The 20841-nt window shown below is 62.8% G+C and carries 18 protein-coding genes and 1 pseudogene; 10 read left to right on the forward strand and 9 right to left on the reverse strand.

Features of this window, described 5'->3' with window-relative positions; translation table 11 throughout:
* Positions 1-55: 55 nt before the first annotated feature.
* Entirely contained in the window at positions 56-652 is a 597-nt protein-coding gene (locus ACOQFP_RS02970; protein WP_206488625.1) for a hypothetical protein, read from the forward strand.
* Between the two features lie 74 nt (positions 653-726).
* On the opposite strand, the gene pabB is transcribed toward ACOQFP_RS02970, so the two are convergent.
* From pabB to ACOQFP_RS02985, 3 genes are all read right to left on the reverse strand, one after another.
* The gene (gene pabB / locus ACOQFP_RS02975; RefSeq protein WP_421583397.1) at positions 727-2799 is read right to left on the reverse strand and encodes an aminodeoxychorismate synthase component I; all 2073 of its coding nucleotides are present in this window, start codon (positions 2797-2799) and stop codon (positions 727-729) included.
* Between the two features lie 10 nt (positions 2800-2809).
* Positions 2810-3217 carry a chorismate mutase family protein gene (locus tag ACOQFP_RS02980; protein WP_421583398.1) on the reverse strand — a complete coding sequence of 136 codons (408 nt, stop codon included), beginning with the start codon at positions 3215-3217 and terminating at the stop codon, positions 2810-2812.
* A 275-nt stretch (positions 3218-3492) separates the two neighbouring features.
* Positions 3493-3831 (reverse strand): RNA polymerase-binding protein RbpA, encoded by a 339-nt coding sequence (locus ACOQFP_RS02985; RefSeq protein ID WP_027497120.1) that lies wholly within the window; start codon positions 3829-3831, stop codon positions 3493-3495.
* A gap of 196 nt (positions 3832-4027) precedes the next feature.
* Between ACOQFP_RS02985 and ACOQFP_RS02990 the strand changes: the two genes are divergently transcribed.
* Positions 4028-4360, forward strand: coding sequence for a hypothetical protein (locus ACOQFP_RS02990; protein ID WP_206488628.1), 333 nt, complete (start codon positions 4028-4030; stop codon positions 4358-4360).
* A gap of 139 nt (positions 4361-4499) precedes the next feature.
* Positions 4500-6137, forward strand: a complete 1638-nt coding sequence (locus ACOQFP_RS02995; protein WP_341243851.1) for a cation:proton antiporter family protein — start codon at positions 4500-4502, stop codon at positions 6135-6137.
* Between the two features lie 59 nt (positions 6138-6196).
* On the opposite strand, the gene ACOQFP_RS03000 is transcribed toward ACOQFP_RS02995, so the two are convergent.
* The gene (locus ACOQFP_RS03000) at positions 6197-7213 is read right to left on the reverse strand and encodes a mechanosensitive ion channel family protein (protein WP_421583399.1); all 1017 of its coding nucleotides are present in this window, start codon (positions 7211-7213) and stop codon (positions 6197-6199) included.
* A 66-nt stretch (positions 7214-7279) separates the two neighbouring features.
* Complete coding sequence (locus ACOQFP_RS03005; protein WP_421583400.1) at positions 7280-8875, reverse strand: TPM domain-containing protein; 1596 nt, start codon at positions 8873-8875, stop codon at positions 7280-7282.
* A 642-nt stretch (positions 8876-9517) separates the two neighbouring features.
* Here ACOQFP_RS03005 and ACOQFP_RS03010 point away from each other — a divergent pair.
* Genes ACOQFP_RS03010 through ACOQFP_RS03020 form a run of 3 tightly spaced genes read left to right on the forward strand, consistent with a single transcriptional unit; the run spans position 9518 to position 12451 of the window.
* Positions 9518-10636, forward strand: a complete 1119-nt coding sequence (locus tag ACOQFP_RS03010) for a tyrosine-type recombinase/integrase (protein WP_421583401.1) — start codon at positions 9518-9520, stop codon at positions 10634-10636.
* A gap of 41 nt (positions 10637-10677) precedes the next feature.
* Complete coding sequence (locus ACOQFP_RS03015; RefSeq protein ID WP_421583402.1) at positions 10678-10971, forward strand: helix-turn-helix domain-containing protein; 294 nt, start codon at positions 10678-10680, stop codon at positions 10969-10971.
* Positions 10964-12451 (forward strand): recombinase XerD, encoded by a 1488-nt coding sequence (locus tag ACOQFP_RS03020; RefSeq protein WP_421583403.1) that lies wholly within the window; start codon positions 10964-10966, stop codon positions 12449-12451. The genes ACOQFP_RS03015 and ACOQFP_RS03020 overlap by 8 nt, the downstream gene beginning before the upstream one ends.
* Positions 12452-12464: 13 nt before the next feature.
* On the opposite strand, the gene ACOQFP_RS03025 is transcribed toward ACOQFP_RS03020, so the two are convergent.
* A complete protein-coding gene (locus ACOQFP_RS03025) occupies positions 12465-13166 on the reverse strand; it encodes a cation transporter (RefSeq protein ID WP_421583404.1) in 702 nt (233 codons plus the stop codon).
* The gene (locus ACOQFP_RS03030) at positions 13166-13489 is read right to left on the reverse strand and encodes an ArsR/SmtB family transcription factor (RefSeq protein WP_421583405.1); all 324 of its coding nucleotides are present in this window, start codon (positions 13487-13489) and stop codon (positions 13166-13168) included. Before ACOQFP_RS03030 ends, ACOQFP_RS03025 begins: the two co-directional genes overlap by 1 nt.
* 159 nt (positions 13490-13648) lie before the next feature.
* Between ACOQFP_RS03030 and ACOQFP_RS03035 the strand changes: the two genes are divergently transcribed.
* From ACOQFP_RS03035 to ACOQFP_RS03045, 3 genes are all read left to right on the forward strand, one after another.
* On the forward strand, positions 13649-13963 hold the full coding sequence (locus tag ACOQFP_RS03035) for a hypothetical protein (protein WP_421583406.1): 315 nt from the start codon (positions 13649-13651) through the stop codon (positions 13961-13963).
* Positions 13964-14162: 199 nt separating this feature from the next.
* Entirely contained in the window at positions 14163-15224 is a 1062-nt protein-coding gene (locus ACOQFP_RS03040; protein ID WP_421583407.1) for a hypothetical protein, read from the forward strand.
* Positions 15225-15657: 433 nt separating this feature from the next.
* Positions 15658-17247 (forward strand): FAD-binding oxidoreductase, encoded by a 1590-nt coding sequence (locus ACOQFP_RS03045; protein ID WP_421583408.1) that lies wholly within the window; start codon positions 15658-15660, stop codon positions 17245-17247.
* A 638-nt stretch (positions 17248-17885) separates the two neighbouring features.
* Here the strand turns inward: ACOQFP_RS03045 and ACOQFP_RS03050 are convergent.
* Entirely contained in the window at positions 17886-18677 is a 792-nt protein-coding gene (locus tag ACOQFP_RS03050) for an ArsR/SmtB family transcription factor (RefSeq protein WP_206492639.1), read from the reverse strand.
* 66 nt (positions 18678-18743) lie between these two features.
* On the opposite strand from ACOQFP_RS03050, the gene ACOQFP_RS03055 reads away from it, so the two are divergent.
* On the forward strand, positions 18744-20207 hold the full coding sequence (locus ACOQFP_RS03055; RefSeq protein ID WP_421583409.1) for an MFS transporter: 1464 nt from the start codon (positions 18744-18746) through the stop codon (positions 20205-20207).
* A gap of 396 nt (positions 20208-20603) precedes the next feature.
* Here ACOQFP_RS03055 and ACOQFP_RS03060 read toward each other — a convergent pair.
* Positions 20604-20841, reverse strand: a pseudogene (locus tag ACOQFP_RS03060) (ABC transporter ATP-binding protein); the annotation flags it as partial.

Here is a 20841-nt window from a genome sequence, read left to right on the forward strand (position 1 = left end):
TCGGCGTTCGGTACCAAAGCGATCGAATGCGAATTACTACTACCAGGGGACAGAAGTGAAACTGATCAGAACAGCAACGGTCGCGGTGGCGTTGACCGCTGCGGTAGCCACCGGAGCGGGCCACGCAGTAGCAGATCCGTCAGCGGATTCGGTCAACTACCAGACGGCGGTCAACCCGGATGGAACCGTCACCACCCTCCTCGACGCCGGACTGTTCCGCGTCGATGCCACCAGCGAGACGGTGTCTGTCATCGATCAGGCCGGCACCACCATTGCCTCGGTCCCACTCGAATACTCCATCAACGGCACCGTCTACTCGATTGCTCCCCTGATCGGGGCCGAGGGTCGCGAACTGACGCTGACGCCGCAGACGGTTCCCGTGGCTGACGTTGCAGGCCCGCGCACGAAGCAGCAGGCATTCGACAACATGGTCAACCAGCTGGCCATCGGCTGGAACAACGGCGGCGGAGTCGGCACGGCGATCGGAGCCGGCCTCGGGTTCGCCATCGGCTGCGTGTCGATCTTCCCGAACTTCATTTCCGGCTGCATCATCGGAACTGTGATCGGTACCGTCGCCGGCGCTGTCATCGGCACCGCGAACGGAAACCCGGAAGCTCAGCCTGCGGTCTTCGAGTACTTCACCACTGCATAACAGCACATCGGCGTCGAACGGGCGTACGAGAACGGCGGGTAGGGCACGTGCCCTACCCGCCGTTCTCGTTCGCTCTATCCGCTGTTTCTCGTTCGTCCGTTGAGCGCCCGGCGCATGGAGACCGCCTTGACCATCGTCTCTTCGAATTCCTCGCCCGGGTCCGAGAGTGCGACGATCGCGCCGCCGACCCCATACGTCACTTCGTGTGCGGTCGCCACAATCGTGCGGATGACGATCGAGAAGTCCGCAGTGCCCGTGATCGAGAAGTAGCCGATAGCACCCGAGTAGACCCCGCGTGGACCGTCTTCGAGCTTGTCGATGATCGCCATGGTCCGAATCTTCGGAGCGCCGGTCATGGACCCGCCCGGGAATGCGGCGCGAATGCAGTCCGCCGCCGACGCGTCGTCGCGTAGGCGTCCGCGCACCGTCGACACCAACTGATGCACGGGCGCGTAGGTCTCGACATCGAACAACTTGGGCACGTGCACCGAACCCGGGATGCACACCTGGGCCAGGTCGTTGCGGACCAAGTCCACGATCATCAAATTCTCGGCCTTGTCCTTCTCGTTGGCGACGAGATCGGCCTTGAGCGCGTTGTCCTCTTCTGCAGTGGCACCTCGCGGACGCGTTCCCTTGATCGGCTTGGATTCGACTATGCGGTCGGCGTCGATGCGCAAGAAACGTTCAGGAGACGCGCTCAGCACGGAAACTTCGGGAAAGTTGAGCAGAGCACTGTACGGAGTGGGATTGATCTCGCGCATGTACGAGTACGTGGCCGCAGCATCGATCGAACCGGACACCGTCGCGGTGTTGGTCAAGCAGACCTCGTAGGTTTCACCGGAGCGAATTTCGGCAAGGCACTGCGAGATCAGATCGAGGTAGTGGGCGCGGTCGTGTCGTAGTCGAGGTTCGAGTGATCGATCGGCGCCGAGCAGGGGAGCACCGGACCCATCTGCAGCGGACCGGGTTGCTGGCGGGGACTGCGCGGACAGTGCCCGCAGGGTATCGGTGACGGAGTCGAACCACTGCGCCAACACCGGATCGCCCGGGGTGGTCGCCAGCCCCATCAGGTACAGGGTGCCTGCCTGATGGTCGAAGACGAGCGCCCGGTCGGCGAACACCATGGAGGCATCAGGAGTGGCAGCGGTGTGCACCAGTTGTCCGCCGGTGTCCGCCTTGAGCTCGTAGCCCAGATACCCGACGTAGCCGAGGCCGAAGGCGAACGGTAGATCGTGCCGCGGGGGAGTGGCCCGCTCCCGCAGCTGGGCGTCGATGTAGTCGAAGAATGTGGAGTGGATGTGCTGTGTTGCACCGTCGGCGCCCTGTACGGTCACCGTGGTCTCCGCGACAGAGTAGGTCACGTATTCGGCGTGCGGGCCGGAGCAGTCGCCCATGACGGTGAACCTGCATTCCGGCTCGAGTGCGGCGCTGCCGTCCAGCCAAAAACTCTTTGTTCCGTCGGCGAAGAGCGTCTCGAAGACCTGCTCGGAATCGAATGCCTCATCGAGAGTGCGCGTTTCGATGGTGAACATCGAGTCCTGCGTGCCTGCGGCGCTGGACGCGCTCGACTGAGCGAGTGTCAGGTCGCGAAAGTTGGTGAGAAGTTCGCGTCCGTATTCGGTGCTGATGGATTCAGGATGGAACTGCACTCCCCACATCGGCTTGCTGCGGTGCCGAACTGCCATAACCAGGCCGTCGGGTGTCCACGCGATTTCTTCGAAGTCGGCGGGCGTCTGTGTGACGACCAGTGAGTGGTACCGCACCACCGAGTACGGCGAAGGAATCCCATCGAACAGATCGACGCCGGTGTGCGAGATGTCGGTGATCCTGCCGTGCATCGGCGTCGGCGCGAGGTCGACGCTTCCACCGAACAGATGGCACAAGCCTTGATGCCCCAGACACACGCCGAGAATCGGCAGCGCGGACTCCATGATCACTCGACTGCTGATGCCGAAGTCCTGCTCCAGGTCGGGGCGTCCGGGACCGGGGGAGATGACGACATTGTCGTATTCGTCGAAATCCAGCGAACTCCACGCGACGTCGTTCTTGACCACCGTCGGCGGTCGGCCGTTCACTTCGGCCAGCAGGCTGAAAAGGTTGTAGGTGAAGGAATCGTAATTGTCCACCAAGAGCGTGTTGATCGTCATCGAGTTGCCTCTACCGTTCACTTTCGAGGCCAGGTCGAGCCGTCGGAGAATCGATGATCAAGTCCTCGACACGACAGGCCTCCGCGATCAGCGATCGGTAAAGCGCTTCGAGAAAGTCGGGGGACAGGCCGTTTGCCGACGCGAATTCTCGGGCACGCGCGGTAACCAAGCCGACGCGGCCCGGCTGCATCATCGGAATATCGTATTCGCGTTTTATGTGTGCAACCCGTACACATACATCTATCCGATCGCGGATTGCAGTGCGTAGCACCTCGTCAATCCCGTCCAACTCGGTCCGTAACTCGGTAAGCTTCTGCTCGCCGACTGCTCGCCGATCTTCGGATTCCGCCTCGGAGACAGCCTCGGAGACAGCCGTACGGAGGGTGCCGTCGGAGAGCTGATGAGAATGCTGGCTCACGTGATACTGCCCCCTGATTTTTCGACTCCAGTGGTGAGTTTCATCGGAATTCGCCGAGAATTGTTACGGCGATAGTGTCCTCTTGTCCACCTGAGTGACGACGGATACTCGATGATGACACCTCGTACGGTTTTGACGCTACTCAACCGTATTGGAACCGAGGAAACCGCGACGATAAACACACCGACGCCGACTGGAACATACGCAGAGTTCGAATTGCAATAAAAAACTGCACCGCCGGACTGTTTCCAATTCGACGGTGCAGTGGCGGCATGTCAGGCGCCGCGGCGCTTGACCTTCAGCAAGTCCAAGCGTTCTTTGAGGAGTTCTTCGAGCTCGTCGACCGAACGCCGTTCGAGCAACATGTCCCAGTGCGTGCGCGGAGGCTTGACCTTCTTGGCTTCCGGTGCCGTGCCCTCGATCAGCGAGCCCTCGAGGCCGTTACGGCAGGCCCACGTTCCCGGGATCTCGGCGTCGTCCGCGAACGGAACGTCGAACTCCTCGCCGTTGTCGCAGCGATAGCGAGCAACGCGACGAGGTGCCAGGTCGTGATCACGATCGGTCTCGTAGCTCACTGCTCCCAGTCGGCTACCTCGAAGTACACGATCTGCCATGGTGAAGTCCTCTCCATCGATAGTAGGTACGCACGTCGATGCCATCCGTCGACACCGAGCTACACCGTCTACCCACTGATCTACAACGTCGCCACACGCCGGTTCGTTCCCGGGCCGACATTGCGACCCGACGCGGTGCCATCTGTGTAGCTGATGAAGGCATCTTACCTCCCAGGCACCAGTAGGCTGAACGACCATGTCCGTCAGAACCCGCCGCGACCAGACCTGCACATGGTGCGGCAGACCTGTCGCCGACACGGGGACCGGACGCAAGCGGCGTTACTGTCGGCAATCGTGTCGTCAGCGCGCGTACGAACAGCGCAGCGCGATGAAAGGAACATCGGTTCCCGAGGACGCGATCGTCCTGACCGCCGAGGAAGCGTCGGCGGCGGCAGACCGAGCGTTCGAGGTCCGGTGCGCCGCCGAGGACGTCAGCACGGCGGTGACGGAAGGTGCCGACACCGCGGAACTGCATCGCTTGTGTGTCGAGCTGTTGGACAAGGCGCGCGACGCGGAACGGCTCCGCTGACCCGAGCGGTGGGCCTGTGGGCACGCCCTCCGCTGAGAAATATTCGGAATGCCGGGATACCTTGGTTCACTCCGACCATGTGCCGACGTGGTCGATGCGTTGGAGATCCGCTGTCGACTCACCAGCAAAGGGCCCATGCATGACAGTTGCCGCGATCTACCTCGTCATTGCCTTCGGACTGGGCGGACTCGCCATGGTCGTTCGACTGCCCCCACTGGTCGGATTTCTGGCTGCCGGCTTCGTCATCAATGCCCTCGACGTCGGTGAGGTGCCCCAGCTCGAGCTGATGGCGGACCTGGGCGTCACATTGCTGCTCTTCGCGATCGGCCTAAAGCTCGATGTGCGAATCCTTCTGCGACGTGAGGTGTGGTTGACCACCTCGGCACACATGGTGGTCAGCGTGGCAGTGGGGACGGGTGTGCTGTGGTTGGCCGCGGTCGCGGGAATGTCGATGCTGTCGGGCCAGTCTGCGACGACAATCGCTTTGCTTGCCTTCGCGATGTCGTTCTCGAGCACCGTCTTCGTGGTCAAGGTGTTGGAGGAACGGGGGGAGTCGCACGCTCTGTACGGGCGCGTGGCAATCGGCGTTCTGGTGATGCAGGACATCATTGCCGTCGTGTTTCTCACCGTCACCAGCGGCAAGCTGCCGTCGATCTGGGCGCTGGGATTGGTGTTGCTCTGGCCGCTCACCCGAGTCCTTCGCAGAATCTGGAGCGGACTGGGCCACGGGGAGATGCAGTCCCTGTTCGGCATCGTCATGGCGTTGGTGCCCGGATACGTGCTGTTCTCCTCACTCGGGCTCAAGGGCGATCTCGGAGCATTGGTCATCGGCATTCTCTTGGCGTCTCACCCGGCCTCGTCCGAGTTGTCCAGGTCGCTCTTCCACATCAAAGAATTGCTGCTGGTGGGGTTCTTCGTCTCCATCGGCCTCTCCGGTCTGCCGGATCTGCCCAGTATCGGCATCGCCCTGCTGATGGTGTTGCTGTTGCCGATCAAGAGCGCTTTGTACCTCGGCCTGTTCACGATGATGAAACTGCGATATCGCACGTCCGTCCTGGCCGGGCTGAGTCTGATGAACTATTCCGAGTTCGGTTTGATCGTCGTCTCGGTCGGGGTGGCCTCCGACCTGCTCGCGCCGGCCTGGTTGGTGGAGATGTCGATTGCCGTCGCGCTGAGCTTCGTGGTGTCGGCGTTGGTCAACGGTCGCGGCCATCTGATGGTGGAGAAGATCGCGGCGCGGCTGCCCGCGCAGGACGAAACCGAGCTGCACCCGGAGGAACGCCCGGGTGATGCAAGTGATGCCGAGGTGGTGGTGATCGGCATGGGCCGGGTGGGCTTCGCGGCCTACGAGCGCCTCACCGATCACTATCGGCTCCGCGTTGTCGGCGTGGACTACGACGGCCCGCGGATCGAGCGGCTCGCCGACCGTGGTTACCGCGTCATCGAAGGCGATGCCACGGACCTGGATTTCTGGCATCGGCTCCGCCACTCCGAATCTGTGCGCATCGCCGTCCTCGCGATGCCGCGCCACGGTGCCAACGTCACGGCGCTCGCGTGCCTTCGAGAATCCGGTTTCAGCGGCACCGTGGCGGCCGTAGCTCGCTACGACGACGAGGTTCAGTGGTCCAAGGAACACGGAGTGGACATCGCATTCAATGTCTACGCGGGCGCCGGATTGGAGCTGGCAGACCAGGTGGGGAACACGGCCTCGGGGCACGCCGGTGGGACACTGGAACCCGAGGCCCACGAGCCCCGCCGACCCGAGATCGAGCCATGAGCCGGGAGGCAGCTGCACGTGTGCAGACTACGGAGTTCTTCGGTCACCGAAGGATTCGGTTATTCCGCAAGATCCTCGGCCGCTCCGGGCATGTCGCGGCCGGCACCCTTGACGTCGTCGACGGCGTCGTTGTCGGCGTCGGACTCCGGCGCGTTCGTTTCGGAGTCGTCTGCGATACCTCCATCCTCGAGACCGAGCGCGTCTCGAGCGTCCTGTCCGGTCATACCGAAAAGGCTGCGGACATGCACATCTTGCTGTGGAAACGGTATCTCGATCTCGTGCCGTTGTAGCGCGGAGTGCAGGGCCCAGTTGTATGCAGCGGTGACGGCGGCTGGGCGCACCGTGGCTTCCCCGTTCAGCCACACCACCAATTCGTAGTTGAGCGAGCTTTCCCCGAACTCGGTCAACCAGACCTGCGGCCGATGTGGGCCGTCGAGTGTCAGTGTGAACGGCAGCTCGGCCGCCGCTTCCAGCGCGGCGAGCTTCACGATGTTCTTGTCGGTGCCGTAGGCAACGCCGAACGCCACCCGCAGGCGTCGTGAGACGTCACGGTGCGTCCAGTTCACCACCTGGCCGGTGACGAATTCGGAGTTGGGCACGATGATGTCGATGTTGTCGTTCGTGACGATTCGGGTTGCCCGGATTCTGATGTCCCGTACTTCTCCGGTGACGCCCGATTCGAGTTCGACGAAGTCACCGACCTCGATCGTTCTGTCGAACAGCAGGATGAGTCCGGAAATGAAGTTGCTGAAGATCGTCTGCAATCCGAAACCGAGCCCGACACCCAGAGCGCCGGCCAGCCAGGCGAACCGGCTCAGGGGCACGCCGAGCGCCGAGACCGAAAGCAGGAGGCCGATCCCGACGATCGTGTAAGCAAGGATCCTCGACACGGTGTACCAGGTGCTTCGGTGCGCGTTGCTCTCACGTTCGGCATATTTGAGCAGGCCCCGACGCGACAGCAGAGCAAGGAGCACCGTAGCGATCAGGACGCCGATGGAAACCACGATCTCGTTCAGCGAAATCAGTTCACCGAACACCTTGACCGAGTCGAATCCGATGGCGCGCGTAGAGGTCACCTGTCGACTCAATCACAGATTCGATCGATGGGCTGCCGCCCAGTCCGAGCGGCCGTCCACGTAGGTTCAGGTGCTGCCTGCCGCGCCGCCTCCTCCTCCGGCACCGCCACCTGACGCAACAGATCCACTACTGCTGGAGACGAACACACCGGAGAACGCAGCCCAGGGGAGTACTACCGGGCCGCCTGCGGCGTAGTTGGCACCCGCGGGTGAGGTGAACACTTCCAGCGGCGAGTCACTCGCCGGATCGGTTGCGGCGTCGAGTTGTTTCCGGAAAGACGGGGCCAAGCCGAGGGCGATGATGTCCGGCAGGGCGGCATTGAGGTCCACCGACTCGTCTGCGTCCTTGGCCGCCTGCTTCACACCGTCGCGGTACGCCTCCCAGGGCCGAGCGGCGTCCAAGCCTGCGACCGAGAACCGTGAGTACGCGATCGCTGTCGACAATCCAGCAACGAAGAGAACTGCTGACAGGACCACCGCGAACCACAGAGTCGGGGCACCTGAGGTGGCGACCGCGATTCCGCCGATGGCGGCGGCGCCGCCGAGCACACCCAGACCTGCAAGCACTGCCCGCCGCTGGGCAGTGCCGTCGGCGACGAATCCGCTCGACCGCAGTCGGGCCTCCACGAGTTCTTTCGTCGCGCCGGGGCCCCGCGAGATCTTCTTCAACTCCTCGCCGGGTACGACATCACCCACGGCACGTGCGGCGAGCATCGACCAGACCGTCTGTTGCACCTCGCCGCGGGCGCGGGTCCGATCGAGAAGCCTGATGCTGACTGTGCCCTTGTCGAACCTTCCTGGCTTCTTGTCCTGCTCGAACGTGAGTGCCTCGGCGGCGGCCAGCGCCAGTACCGTCCCTGGTACGCCGCTAGGCTGCGCGCTGCGGTGCACCAGGGCAGTGGCGTACGCTGCATCGGTTGCCTGGTCCGGCCGGACCGTGGTCGGCGATTGTTGGGAGACAGTGGGTTTCGCTCGTCCTCGAAACACCGATGCCACCACGAGGAGCCCGAGAAGGGCGATCCCCGATCCGGCCCACGGCAGCCAGGTCGAGCCGGAGCCTTCAGCGAACCGGTCGAGTGCGGTGACGGGCCGACCATTGCGGATATCGGACCCCAAGCGGTCTATCCCTGCAGTCAGACTGCCCGCGACGTCACCGTCTCGCAGCGGCGGAATCAACGCCTGCTCGACGATGGCCTCTTGTTCATCACGAGGGACGTTGCCGTCGTCGTAGGTGGTGCCGAGGAAGATGCCCGCACGAGCTTCGTCCAACTTTCCCGGCTCCCGGTTGATCAGGATCGCGCCCGCAATGTCCTGGTCGACGCCTGTGGCGGATACCCACCTCTGTTGCAGCTCCTCGACTTGGTCCAGCGTGTCATCGGAATCCGCGTCGAGTTCGCGCACGTAGGCGATCACGTCAGCGCCGGTTTCGGATTTCAAGTTGTCCAACAGACGTTCGATGTCCGCTGCCTGCAACGAATTCAGCGAGTTGTCCGTTCGGTCGTATACACGCTGGCCCGGCGTCAGACCCTCGAAAGCAGCATCGTCGCTGGTCGACGCATCGGAGCATCCGACGAGGTAGAACGCTGCACAGAGGGCAATCAGTACAGCTGCGGCTCGGTGGTTCGAGATCCGACGACGGGGTGCTGCAGAAATGACGTCCATCCACGAAGGCTAGCCAGAGTACGTGTGCGGGAGCCAGCGCATTCGACCGATACAACGATGAATTTCGAGACAATACACTCCCGGGTATTACGTCACAGTGACAAAACAGCGATGAGTTGGCAGGCAAGAGAGGGCGCACGGAAAGGGGTGAAGTATGCCGATTCCATCAAGTAAGGCCGGTGTTGGTCATGACGGATTTCTCGCGTACTGGACGGCGCATCCGCCGCACGCATCAGATCACCACCCGAAACCGCATCACGTCGCACCGCCGAACTGCGTCACGCCGAGTCGAAAGCTGAACGACAATGCGCCGTGGCCGAACGGCGTCGCCGCGAGAAGCTGCCGGATGTCCGAGAATCCGCAAGCCGTAAAGTTTGCCGATAATCAACATTATGTCAATTGGTAAGTTGGTTATCAGCATCCTATGCGAATACGTCCTGTCCTGATATCGATCGCCGAAGCGTGAAACCGATTGCTGTCGAGGGATATTGAGTTCATCGCGCTGCCTGACTGTCACGATGCACCCGGCGATGCCCGGTGCTTTCTTGTTCCGACGGAGTATCTCTGACCTGGATTTTTCCCCCAAAGCCTTGCAAGATCCGCAGTAGGAATGCAGAATTTGCAGTCAACGAGGAGGCTGGAGTGGACGCACCGATGGGTCGGTTGGCATACCTGCCGGCGAGTGTGACGGGCTCAGATCCCGATGCGTTTCTCGATGATGTTCTCACCGGATGGCGACGCGCCCAGCTGGCGCAGAATTTCTCCACCGGTACGGTGCGTCGCCGAGTGGCGTCCGTGTTGCGGATGGCCGACTTCGTGGGGTCTTACCCATGGCAGTGGACACCGGCTGACGCCGATGACTTCTTCGGCCATCTACGTGGCGTTCTCAACCGTGCCCACACCACAGTGCGGGCCTACCAGACCGATGTGAAGCTGTTCCTCGATTACGCCACCGACCCGGCTTACGACTGGAACGAGCACTGCGGGAAGCTGTTCGGAACGGTGTTCTCCCAGGTGATTACCGAATTCAACAAGGCACGTCACGTCCAGGCCAACGATGCACGACCGACCAAACGCCCCTTCACTCCCATCGAGTTGCAGCAGTTCTTCGACCTGGCCGACCTCGAGCCCGAGCGGATTCTGCACGCCGGACGCAAAGGAGCGTTGGCGGCGTGGCGGGATGCAGTCGCCTTCAAGACTCTCTATGGGTGGGGACTACGTCGAAACGAGGTCCGGCACCTGCAACTGGTCGACTTCTCGCGAAATGCCAAGGCTCCGTTCTTCGGAGAATGGGGCCTGGTGAGAGTGCGCCATGGCAAGGCCATGCGTGGATCGCCGGCCAAACAGCGGACCGTAATGACCGTGTTCGATTGGGCCGCTGAGGCACTTATGGATTGGACGGTGCGCGGACTTCCCCGCTACGGCCGGCCCGTCGATGACCTGTTCCCCACCGAGAAGGGAGGTCTGGTACCCGAGCGCAATCTGTGGCAGCGCATGCGCAACCTCGTCGACGAACTGGGCTTCCCGGCTGGGTTGGACCTGCATTCGTTTCGCCGCTCCTATGCCACCAACCTGCAAGTCGAGTACGGATACGACGTCAGCTTCGTGCAGCTCCAATTAGGACACGAGCACGCCGCGACCACATCCATCTACACCGTAGCGGCACCGGACTACCGCGCCCGCGAACTCCAACGCGTCCTCACCGCGACCCTGGCTCGCAGCAACGCGCACATTAGCGGATCTACCGGAAAGGACGCATGATGAAACGGCAAATCCAATACCATTGGAGAGTAAGGGAATTCATGGCCAGAGCCGGCATGAAGAACAGCCGCGATCTGGTCGGCCCACTGCGTGAGAGAGGCATCACGCTCTCCGAATCCCAGATTTACCGCATCGTCGGACAACAACCCGAACGAATCTCCTTCGAAGTCCTCGTCGCACTCTGTGACATCTTCGGCATCGAAGCCGGCGACCTCATCACCTACACCGCTACAGACGCACGCCACACCCGCACCAAGGTCGTAAACTCACCCAGCGACGTACCGCTACTGAACGCTTACCGGCCGGTGAAGGCCCGGATCGTCTCCGATGACTGAACGAGCCAGCCGCGGACGACCCCGCAGCGTCGGCGACCACGAGTGCAGCCGATGCCACCACATGGTCCCCAGAATTCGGGTGAACTGGCCCGAGGGCCAGATCTGCGGCCCGTGCTTCACCACCGCTGCCCGCACCTACGGCCAGTGCGCATTCTGTGGCGCCGAACGCCTGCTGCCCGGACGGTCGAGCACCGAACAGGACATCTGCCGCGATTGCGCCGGCATCACTACCAACCTCGAATGCGACAAGTGCGGGCGTGAAGGCGAACGCCTGCGTGGTGGCCAGTGCGCACGCTGCGTGGTCACCGGAGACCTCGAACGGATTCTCGCCCCGCACACACCACCGGACATGCGGATCAAACGCCTGGTCACCGAGCTCGCCGCGGTCCCCCGCCCGGAAAGCATCATCACCTGGATGCGCCATCCCATCACCAAAGAGCTCCTGAACCGAATCGGCGCCCGAGAACTGGACCTGACCCACGAAGCATTCGACGCACTGCCACCCTCCCGAAGCCTCGAGCACCTTCGCGAAATGCTGGTCCACCACCGCATGATGCCCGGGCGCGGTGACCCCAGATTGGCCCGGTTCGAGACCTGGGTCGACCAGCGGCTCGCGACATTGCAATCCATCCCGACCATCCACACACCCATCGAACAATTCGCGCGATGGCACCACCTGCGACGACTACGCGAATCCACCGACCCGACCCGCAACATGGACAACGCCACCAGATGTGCCAAACAAGAAATCACCGAAGCCGGAAAGTTTCTGCGCTGGCTGCGCGACGGACACGCCACCACGATCACCAAGCTGCGACAAGCCCACCTCGACGCCTATCTCAGCGAAGGAACAACAACCCGCAGCGCCATCCGAAACTTCATCCGCTGGCGCGCCCGAGCCGGAATCGGGCACCCGTTCACGATTGCGCACCGCACCGCGCGGACTACCCCGATCGCCTCATCGCGGCAGCGCCTGGAGCTGATCAAGACTGTCGTCGAAGCCCAACACACCCACCTGTCCACCAGAATCGCCGCACTGATTCTGCTGCTCTACGGAATCCCTGTCCGCCGGATCTCCGAACTCGCCGTCGGCGATGTCGACGCAACACCCGAGCAGACGACAATCCGGATCGGACCCCTCCCCGCGCCGATCCCCGAGCCCCTACTCCCCCTCTTCCACCAGCACCTCGCCGCCCGCGGCAACCATCACACGATGAACCACCGCACCCCATGGCTGTTCCCCGGCACCCGCGCCGGGCACCACGTCACCGAACAAGCACTCATGCAGCGCATACGCGGCCTCGGGATAGACATCCAAGCCGTCCGAAACGCTGCACTGCACGACCTCGCCAAAGAAATCGATCCCGCTTCGCTGGCGGACCTTCTGGGCTACTCGACCCAGATCATGAATCTCCACGCAGCCCGCGCAGCAGTGCCGATGGCGACCTACCCCGCGATCAACCGACCACAACTTCACTAGAACAAATCGCGCGTCATTCGCCGTCGCAGCACCCGCAATGAGCCTGCACTGCAACACTTCCGGTCGTCGCCGGAGTCGCGCAGCATGGATCACCCCTCCATGCGTTGATGCCTTCCTTAGCGGCGATCACAGCGATGACGAGTGCCGCAACCGGATCAGCCCAGGACCAACCAAGAGAGCTGTTGAGTACCAGCCCCACCAGCAGCACCGCCGACAGATATGTGCACAGCAGAGTTTGCTTGGAATCAGCGACTGCGGACAACGATCCCAGCTCGCGGCCGGCGCGGCGCTGCGCCCACGACAGCACCGGCATCACTGCGAGGCTGACACCGGCGAGCACGATGCCGACAGTCGAATGCTGCGTCTCTTCGCCACCGAACAAAGATCGGATCGCATCGACGCTCACGAACAGCGCCAGACCGAAGAACGAGAACGCGATGACCCGCAACGCGACTTTCTCGCGAGCCTCGGGATCTACTCCAGCGAACTGCCAGGCCACCGCAGCCGCGGACGACACCTCGATCACCGAATCCAATCCGAAACCGATCAACGCCGCAGAGGAAACCCGAGAGCCCTCGGCGAGCGCGATGATCGCCTCGACGACGTTATAGCCGATCGTCGCCGCTACGAACCATCGAATGCGACGCGACAGCAGCCGACGCCGATCATCGTCGAGGATGGGACGCGCACTGGGAAGGTCGAGTTCGGAGGGCATCAGCACGCACATCCGTGCTCGGCGCAGCAGGACGGATCGACTGCCAGAACCAGTCCCAACAGATCGTCCAAAGCATGTCCGATACGCTCGTCGGCCAGCTCGTAACGGCTCCGACGTCCCTCTGGAACTGCGACCACCAGACCGCAACCCCGCAGGCACGCAAGATGATTGGACACGATCTGTCGCGACACACCAATCGACTCGGCCAGATCGGACGGATACTGCGGCACCTTGCGCAGAATCAACAGAATCTGAGTGCGAGTGGCGTCAGAAAGCGCATAACCGAACCGCGCAAGCGCATCGGTATGAACGAGGGTCTCCACCCGAGAAACGATACATCAAACGCTGTATTCAGAAAATACTGTATTCGAGCATGGGGCGATCGACGAATGCGACCCATCCTGATACCGCCGTTATCCAGTGGACCCTGGATTATTCACAGGGCATGCATAACTCCCGGCCCGACAATAGACTGCGTCGATATGGTCAGGCGGGAGGTAAAGAGGACCTTGGCCGTCGGCCTCGCACTCGTCGCGTGGACCGCCTTCGCCTCCATCTATGCGAGGTTCGGCAGGTTCTTGGTGTCCGACACCAGCTGCGACGGTGGCCAGTTGCGGCCTTCCACGTTCGGGATTGTGTACGTCAGCGTCGTGGCTTCGGTATGGATGATTCCCTTCTTGGTGCTGGCGATACGAACCCGGTCACTTGTGACGGCTGCGCTCGTAGTGGTCGCGGCGATCGTAGGGGCGGGAGTCGTTGCCAGTATCCTCGCCAACCCCGGCGAATTCTGTTTCTGAGCATTGGCCCGTACGGGGGCATGTCGAGCGGTTCTTTGCTCTACCGCACCAGGCTACCGGCCGTTCGGCGCATGGCAATTGGATCGCGCAGTAGTGTCGGCTGGTGGAGTGTTCTGAGTTCGCCACTCGAATGCCGATCCTTCGTGTGCAAGTGAAAGACGCGATATCGAGTACGGCACGCGAGTCACCCTCGGGACCCGTGGCAAGTGGAGCATTGATCACCCCGACGGTCGAGGGTGCCAACGTTATCTCGGCAGGATTCGACATCAACAACCGTGACGAGGTTCGGCGAGTGACGGTGTGTGCACGCGTTCTTGCCGGTTCCCCACCTGCCTCGGAGCTGGACGGCTGGGACACCGTCGAGGAAGTGGACATCGATGTGTCGGGATCGCTGGAGATACGAGACCTCTTCGGCATGAGATTCGAGGATCTATCACGAGAAATCAGCGGGTTGTCCGGCCCCATTAGGCTTCGAGTCGCGGCCCGTGGTCGGGCGGGAGCCGAGCCGCTAGTCCACGTCACCATGTGGCCCTCCAGCACCCCCAGTGGCTGGGAACAGCTTCGGCATCTCGACGGTATCGACCTATCCAATTTCGGCTCGCAGGCAGCTCCGCTCGTAACCGACGAGCCCGACCCCATCGCGGAAGCAGCCGAAGTAATGCAACCGGTTGTTTACAACATCAGCCCTACGGAAGCGGTCCCGTTCAACGTGGCGTGGCATCAAATCGTCTATGCAGTAAGAGAATTGCCGGATGACGTTCTGCGTCAGGCGCTCAGCGAGGCTGTGCAGCCGACGACTGACGAGCCCGATGCAGTGGGAGAACTCAGGGGTTGGTTCGAGTTTGCAGGCGGCATGGATGCGGAGACGAGAAGCGTTCTGCTGCCTGGTCTCGACGTCCTCACGTACCCCGAATCGGCGAACGTGCGCGCGATGATGGTCGAGGCATGGGATGAGGCATTAGCTGACGACAACCGTCCCCTGAGTCCGGTTGCCGCGGTTCCCGCGTACCGGTTCGTTTCCGAATTCGTGCCGATCGCCGAGCGTGACGGAGTTGCTCTCGTCGTCGATACACGGGAAGGCCAATTCTCTGGATGCGTAACACGTTTCGATCGAACAGAAGCAGATGCCGCCGGAGCGAAATTTCGTTCGGTCTCAGCACTGCTGGTGGATCAGTCTACCGCGCTCAACGACGGCAACTCCCGGCTGCTCGGGGCGCGAGCACGATTCGCCGGCGGCCGACTCAGCTGGGATCTGCCGTGATGTCAGTTCTCCGGGCCTCTCGTCCTCCGACGTGCTGTCGCACAACCTCAACAGCGGAGGAACGCGAATAATTCTCGAAATCATTGTGCTTCACGGATGCACCTCGGTTGCGATTCACGATTGCGCACGACGTCGTCCGCATGCGATCTGGGCCCGGCACCGATCCGATGGTGGAGGGTGACTGCCGGTGGCTCATCACTCGTCAAGTGACGCTATGTCCTACCCAGCATCCGAACGGTACGAGGTGCCGTTCCCCCGAGGTCGACGAGAGTCGAAACCGGGCACCAACTGGAAGCGTTGGCCTCCCCAGGATGCAACTGCCCACGCGACTACCTGCTGTGTAGACCGTCAGGTGCCATGCGACAGCCGACCTGATGTTCGGCAGTCGACGCGCAACCGCCGATTGAGCACGAGTCGGAAGTACACTCATGCGATGCCCAAACTGACGCGACGCCATCTGTTGTTCGGTGCTGCCGCCTTGGCCGGTGGCGCGCTGACGAACCTTCGCCCCCTCAGAGCGTCCGCCGACCCGCTTGTCGCGTCCACAGCCCTCACGGAATTGAGCCCTCCGGACCCGGAATTCGTGCGGTTGGTGCAGCGCGGTTACAACCCCCGATTCCTCGCGCAGCCCGAGACTCTCTTCGTGCCCGTGGACACCGAAGAGACCGTGGCCGCGGTCGGGACGGCGGTCGCGCGCGGTCTGCGTATCGCCGTCCGATCGGGTGGACACTGCGTCGAGAACTTCGTCGACAACGCCTCCACCCAGGCCATCATCGATCTCGGTCGGCTCACAACCGTCGAGTTCGATGCAGAAAACAACGCCTTCTCTGTGGGTGCAGGAGCCGATTTGGGCACGGTGTACGAGCAGCTGTACCGAGGCTGGGGAGTGTCGCTTCCAGGCGGAAGTTGCCTGGGCGTTGGTATGGGAGGCCACGCCGCGGGAGGCGGTTTCGGTCCCCTGTCGCGCGCGTTCGGGTCCGTTGTCGACCACATCTACGGTGTGGAAGTTGTCGTCGTCGACGCCGACGGACATTCGTCGTCGGTCCTGGCAACTCGCGACGGTCCGAATTCGGATCTGTGGTGGGCGCACACGGGCGGCGGTGGAGGAAACTTCGGCGTCGTGACCCGGTACCTCCTCCGCACGCACGACGCGGACGGGTCGGATCCCACACGGGCCCTACCCACCCCTCCGGCGAACCTGCTCAGCACACAGGTCGTACTGCCTGTGGTCAGCGAAGAGGCTTTCGTGCGGTTCGTCGGCAATTTTCAGCGATTCTTCGAGCGCAACAGCGAGCCGGGGTCGAGATTCGCGAGCCTCTACGCGCAGTTCTTCGCCAGTGCACACCTGTGCCAACTCACGCCACGGCTCGATGCAGATCTGCCCAACTCGCGCGCGTTGCTCGACGAGTTCGTCGCCGCACTGGGTGAGGGTGTGTGGCCACCACCGGTCGCGGTGCCCGCTTCGCAAGGGCCGTTTCTGGATGTTTCGACTCAATTGTCGGCACCCCGTGGCCGCGCACCGTTCTCGGGTAAATACAAGAGTGCGAATTTGCGTCGGGTACACACCGACGAGCAGCTGCGCACCCTGTACAGATACCTGTCGGACCCGCGTTTTCAGAGCCTGGACTCAGGTATCGAGCTCTTCCCTGCCGGTGGTGCAATCAACGACCGATCCGCCGACGCGACGGCAATGCCGACCAGGAATTCGTTCATGAAGGCCGTTTTCGTCGCCGCCTGGCGCAATCCCGCGGACGAGGCCGCCCATGTCGAGTGGTCCCGAAACATGTATCGCGAGATCTACGCCGAGACCGGCGGCGTTCCGGTACCGAACGACGCCAACGCCGGCGCTTACATCAACTATCCGGACTCCGACTTGAAGGATCCCGCCTGGAACACCTCGGGGGTGCCGTGGTCCACGTTGTACTACGGAGACCACTACCCGAAGTTGCAGGAGATCAAGGCGGCGTGGGATCCCGGCAACCTGTTCCGGCACGACTTGTCGATCGAGCTCCCCCGCACCTGATGGATCAAACGCGTTCCCTGGCGGGGTAATCCACGCTGCGAGATAGCGTTTCGACCGACCGGATATCGCCTAGGTTCTGTTCCAGCGATCACCGCACGGGCATCGCGATGTGGTCCGCTCGGTTGCACCCCGTTGATGTGGACGAAAGCGACACGGGCCTGTTCCAACATGTCGGAGTATTCCGAAATCGCTTCCGCGACTGGATCGTCAGCGAATCCGGCGTAGCGTTCGAGCGGAAAGCTCCGGGTTCGACCGCTGCCAGAAGCCCGGCAACTGAGGAAACGTCGACGATTTCACCCACTGATCGGCCCACGATGCAAGTCCTCCTGGACGCCAGGCAGTGAGTGCCACGCGGTTCCCGGCCTCCGGCGCTACCTCGGCGTACGCCGTGCCGAAGCCGCCTGGTACGTCACCGGTACTGAACCATTTTTGCTCGTGGCTCGATCACCACCGATTGGTCAACGCGCCGTCCAGGGTGAAGCGATAGTGCAGGTCGACAACTCCCCCTGGGAAATTGCCTTCCAGGTCCTGCGTGACTCAGTTCGGACGATCCGTCTTGCGAGGTATCGCCGCCCCGGAATCTGCACAGACCTATTGTCGGTGTCCCATCACTCGAATCCTGTTCTGTAGCGGAATGGTCAGAGGTTCACTACTCCGAGCCGCACTTCCAGTGCACGGTGCCCTCGAGGCGTCAATGAAATCGCACGTTCACGGGGTTTGCGGGTGATCCACTGGGCGTCGACGAAGGTCCGGCAAATCTCGGCCCCGAGGGCCCCTGCTAGGTGGTGACGTTGCTCAGTCCAGTCGACGCATGCGCGCAGCAGCGGGCGCCGGGACCGAGACCGCCGTGCGGTCTCGATGTCGACGCCGATGGCGTCGAGAACATCGTGTGCTCGCGGGCCCAGTTCGTAGGGGCAGTCGTCGCCGGTGCCTGCGGACAACGGGTCGGTGTCGGCACGCTCTGCGTCAGCTCGGCCGTCGGCGCGGACCAGTGCCTTCGATTCGAGCAACGCCTCGGTGATGGTGACACCGAGCTTTCCGGCGATGTGGTCGTAGCAAGTTCGGCCCTGACGCAGAGCGTTGGCGCGGGTGCCTTGTCGCAGACTGGTGATTTCGTACGGTTCGGCGATCAACGCCAGGGATTCGAGTGCGGCGGCGATCTCGGGTCCGGCAAGGGTGTAGTAGCGGTGTCTCCCGGCCGCGGCGACCCGCAGCAAGTTCCCGTTGACGAGCCTCTTGAGGTGACCGGAAGCCGATTGGGCACTGATACCGGCCTCCGTGGCCAGCACACTGGCGGGCAGCGCACGCCCATCCGCCAAGGCCATCAGGATCCGTCCACGGGCCGGATCGGCGATCAGGGCTGCAACGGATGCGACGTCTGCGTCGCCGTACCGGCTGGTGGCCGGGGTGCGGGGACTCGAAGTGCTCATACATACAGTCTGCGCCGATGTCAGTTCATCGTCCGGTGAAGTAATTCGCCACCAGGCTTTGGAACTATGTCCACTACTCACGGCATGCCTCGACGGTCCCCCACCCTTCGACGCGACACCGACTCGGCCGACCACGGCGGTCGACAGCGCCACATCGTGTTGGCCACAATGTGTGCCGGAATGTTCCTGGTGCAACTCGACGTCACCATCGTCAACGTCGCTCTCCCCCACATCGGCACAGGCCTGAACACGGGCCTGTCCGGGCTTCAGTGGGTCGTCGACGGTTACGCTGTCGTGCTGGCCGGCCTGCTCCTGGCCGGCGGGACCCTCGGCGACAGATATGGGCACAAACGGTTGGTCCTGGATGGCCTCGCAATCTTCGGCGCAGCGTCGGTGGCGTGCGCTCTCGCCTCCTCGGCACCTGTCCTGATCGCGGCCCGCGCCCTGCAAGGAGTCGGAGCTGCAGCACTGCTACCCGGCACTCTGGCCGTGCTCACCCGAACCTTCCCCAATCGCGCCGAGCAGGCACGCGCGGTCGGCATCTGGGCCGGTGTCTCGGCTCTCGCACTGCCTGCGGGGCCCTTCGTCGGCGGAGTCCTGGTCACAGCCATGGGCTGGCGATCGGTGTTCTGGATCAACGTCCCGGTCGTAGCGCTCGCAATCATCGCCGCGGCCGTAGTGGTCACTGAATCGATCGAACGCGAAGATCGACCAATCGACGCCGCCGGTGTCCTCACTGCAGCCGTCGTACTGTCGGCGACGGTGTTCGCGGTGATCGAAGCCGGAGCGCACGGGGTGACCGTGAGTGTCATGATTGCGGTGGTCGTGGCTGCTGCGGCGCTGACCGGGTTCGCGCTCGCCGAGCGGCGTGCAGGCGACGACGCGATGGTGCCGCTGGCCCTGTTGCGTAGTCGAGCCTTCGCAACAGCGAACGCCCTCGCCGCGGCGATGAACTTCGTCGGTATCGGAACCATCTTCGTCTCCACCCTGTACTTGCAAGGGGTACAGGACCGTTCGCCGTTGATGGCTGCTGCGTTCATGCTTCCGTTGTTCCTGCCCGTCGCAGTCCTGTCCCCCATCGCGGGTCGAATGAACAGCCGATGGGGCCCGATCGCCCCCATGTCGATCGGGTTCGGCTGCGGCATTCTCGGCGGCATCAACCTGCTTCGCCTCACACCGGACAGTCCATACCTGACGGTGCTGCCGTCCTTGGCCGGGATCGGAATCGGCATGGGCATGCTGGCCGCCCCGATCGTTTCATCCGCATTAAGAGCCGTGGACCCTGCGCGCTCGGGCGTGGCGAGTGCCGCGAACAACACCGCCCGCCAGGCAGCGGGCGCACTGGGCATCGCCGTCTTCGGCGCTCTCGCCGCCTCCCCCGACGATGCTGACCGCTTCGTCACCGGAATGCACGTCAACGGGCTCGTTGCGGCCGCCGTCTGGGCAGCTGCTGCGCTGCTCGCCGTGGGCTTTCTGCGCGGGTGCGCCCTGAACAATCCCGAATCGGGGTCACCGAGTAAGGGTGTCTGAAGCCCGCGGACATGCCGCACGATCAGTGAAGTGACTACAAGCGAGACTCGAGGGTTCGTATGTCGGTACTACGGACCCCGGTGGTCGGCCACCGAATCGAATGGCGATGTCGCCCAGCTCCCCGAATCACCTGGAGAACGAGGTTGGGCCTAGCGGCTGGTGCGATGCCGGTGGAAATGTCGTTGGCGACTGTAAAAGGACAAACCCGTTCCAGCACGGTCAACCGCACCGACATCCGGCGCGCACGTGACTACGACAGCCGCGCTCTACTCACCGCGCACCCACGTAAACCGTTACCACACAGCGTAGTTCAGGATCGACTTCGGTACTAAAGCCCCGAACTCGACGACTCCCCCGGACTCGACTCTCGACGATCCCGATCCCAACTCGGCCAGTTCAGATTGCCATGGCTGCGCGGACGTCGGCTTCGGATTGTGATCCGCCGGTGCCGGTGGTGGTGATGCGGCCGGCTTCGAGGATGTAGTAGTGCTGTGCGGATTCGAGTGCGAAGCCGATGTGTTGTTCGACCAGGAGTACTCCGAGGCCGCCGCGTCGGGTGAGTTCGAGGATGGTTTTTTCGATTTCGGCGACGACGGAGGGTTGGATGCCTTCGGTGGGTTCGTCGAGGATGAGC

It is taken from the genome of Rhodococcus sp. MALMAid1271 (assembly GCF_049195265.1).
Lineage (GTDB): Bacteria > Actinomycetota > Actinomycetes > Mycobacteriales > Mycobacteriaceae > Rhodococcoides.

Coding starts and splice junctions, on each gene's coding strand:
- ACOQFP_RS03055 (WP_421583409.1), top strand. CDS start 18,744: ATGTCCACTACTCACGGCATGCCTCGACGGTCCCCCACCCTTCGACGC.
- ACOQFP_RS03045 (WP_421583408.1), top strand. CDS start 15,658: ATGCCCAAACTGACGCGACGCCATCTGTTGTTCGGTGCTGCCGCCTTG.
- ACOQFP_RS03025 (WP_421583404.1), bottom strand. CDS start 13,166: ATGCCCTCCGAACTCGACCTTCCCAGTGCGCGTCCCATCCTCGACGAT.
- ACOQFP_RS03005 (WP_421583400.1), bottom strand. CDS start 8,875: ATGGACGTCATTTCTGCAGCACCCCGTCGTCGGATCTCGAACCACCGA.
- ACOQFP_RS03020 (WP_421583403.1), top strand. CDS start 10,964: ATGACTGAACGAGCCAGCCGCGGACGACCCCGCAGCGTCGGCGACCAC.
- ACOQFP_RS02995 (WP_341243851.1), top strand. CDS start 4,500: ATGACAGTTGCCGCGATCTACCTCGTCATTGCCTTCGGACTGGGCGGA.
- ACOQFP_RS02990 (WP_206488628.1), top strand. CDS start 4,028: ATGTCCGTCAGAACCCGCCGCGACCAGACCTGCACATGGTGCGGCAGA.
- ACOQFP_RS03015 (WP_421583402.1), top strand. CDS start 10,678: ATGGCCAGAGCCGGCATGAAGAACAGCCGCGATCTGGTCGGCCCACTG.
- ACOQFP_RS03050 (WP_206492639.1), bottom strand. CDS start 18,677: ATGAGCACTTCGAGTCCCCGCACCCCGGCCACCAGCCGGTACGGCGAC.
- pabB (WP_421583397.1), bottom strand. CDS start 2,799: ATGACGATCAACACGCTCTTGGTGGACAATTACGATTCCTTCACCTAC.
- ACOQFP_RS02985 (WP_027497120.1), bottom strand. CDS start 3,831: ATGGCAGATCGTGTACTTCGAGGTAGCCGACTGGGAGCAGTGAGCTAC.
- ACOQFP_RS03035 (WP_421583406.1), top strand. CDS start 13,649: ATGGTCAGGCGGGAGGTAAAGAGGACCTTGGCCGTCGGCCTCGCACTC.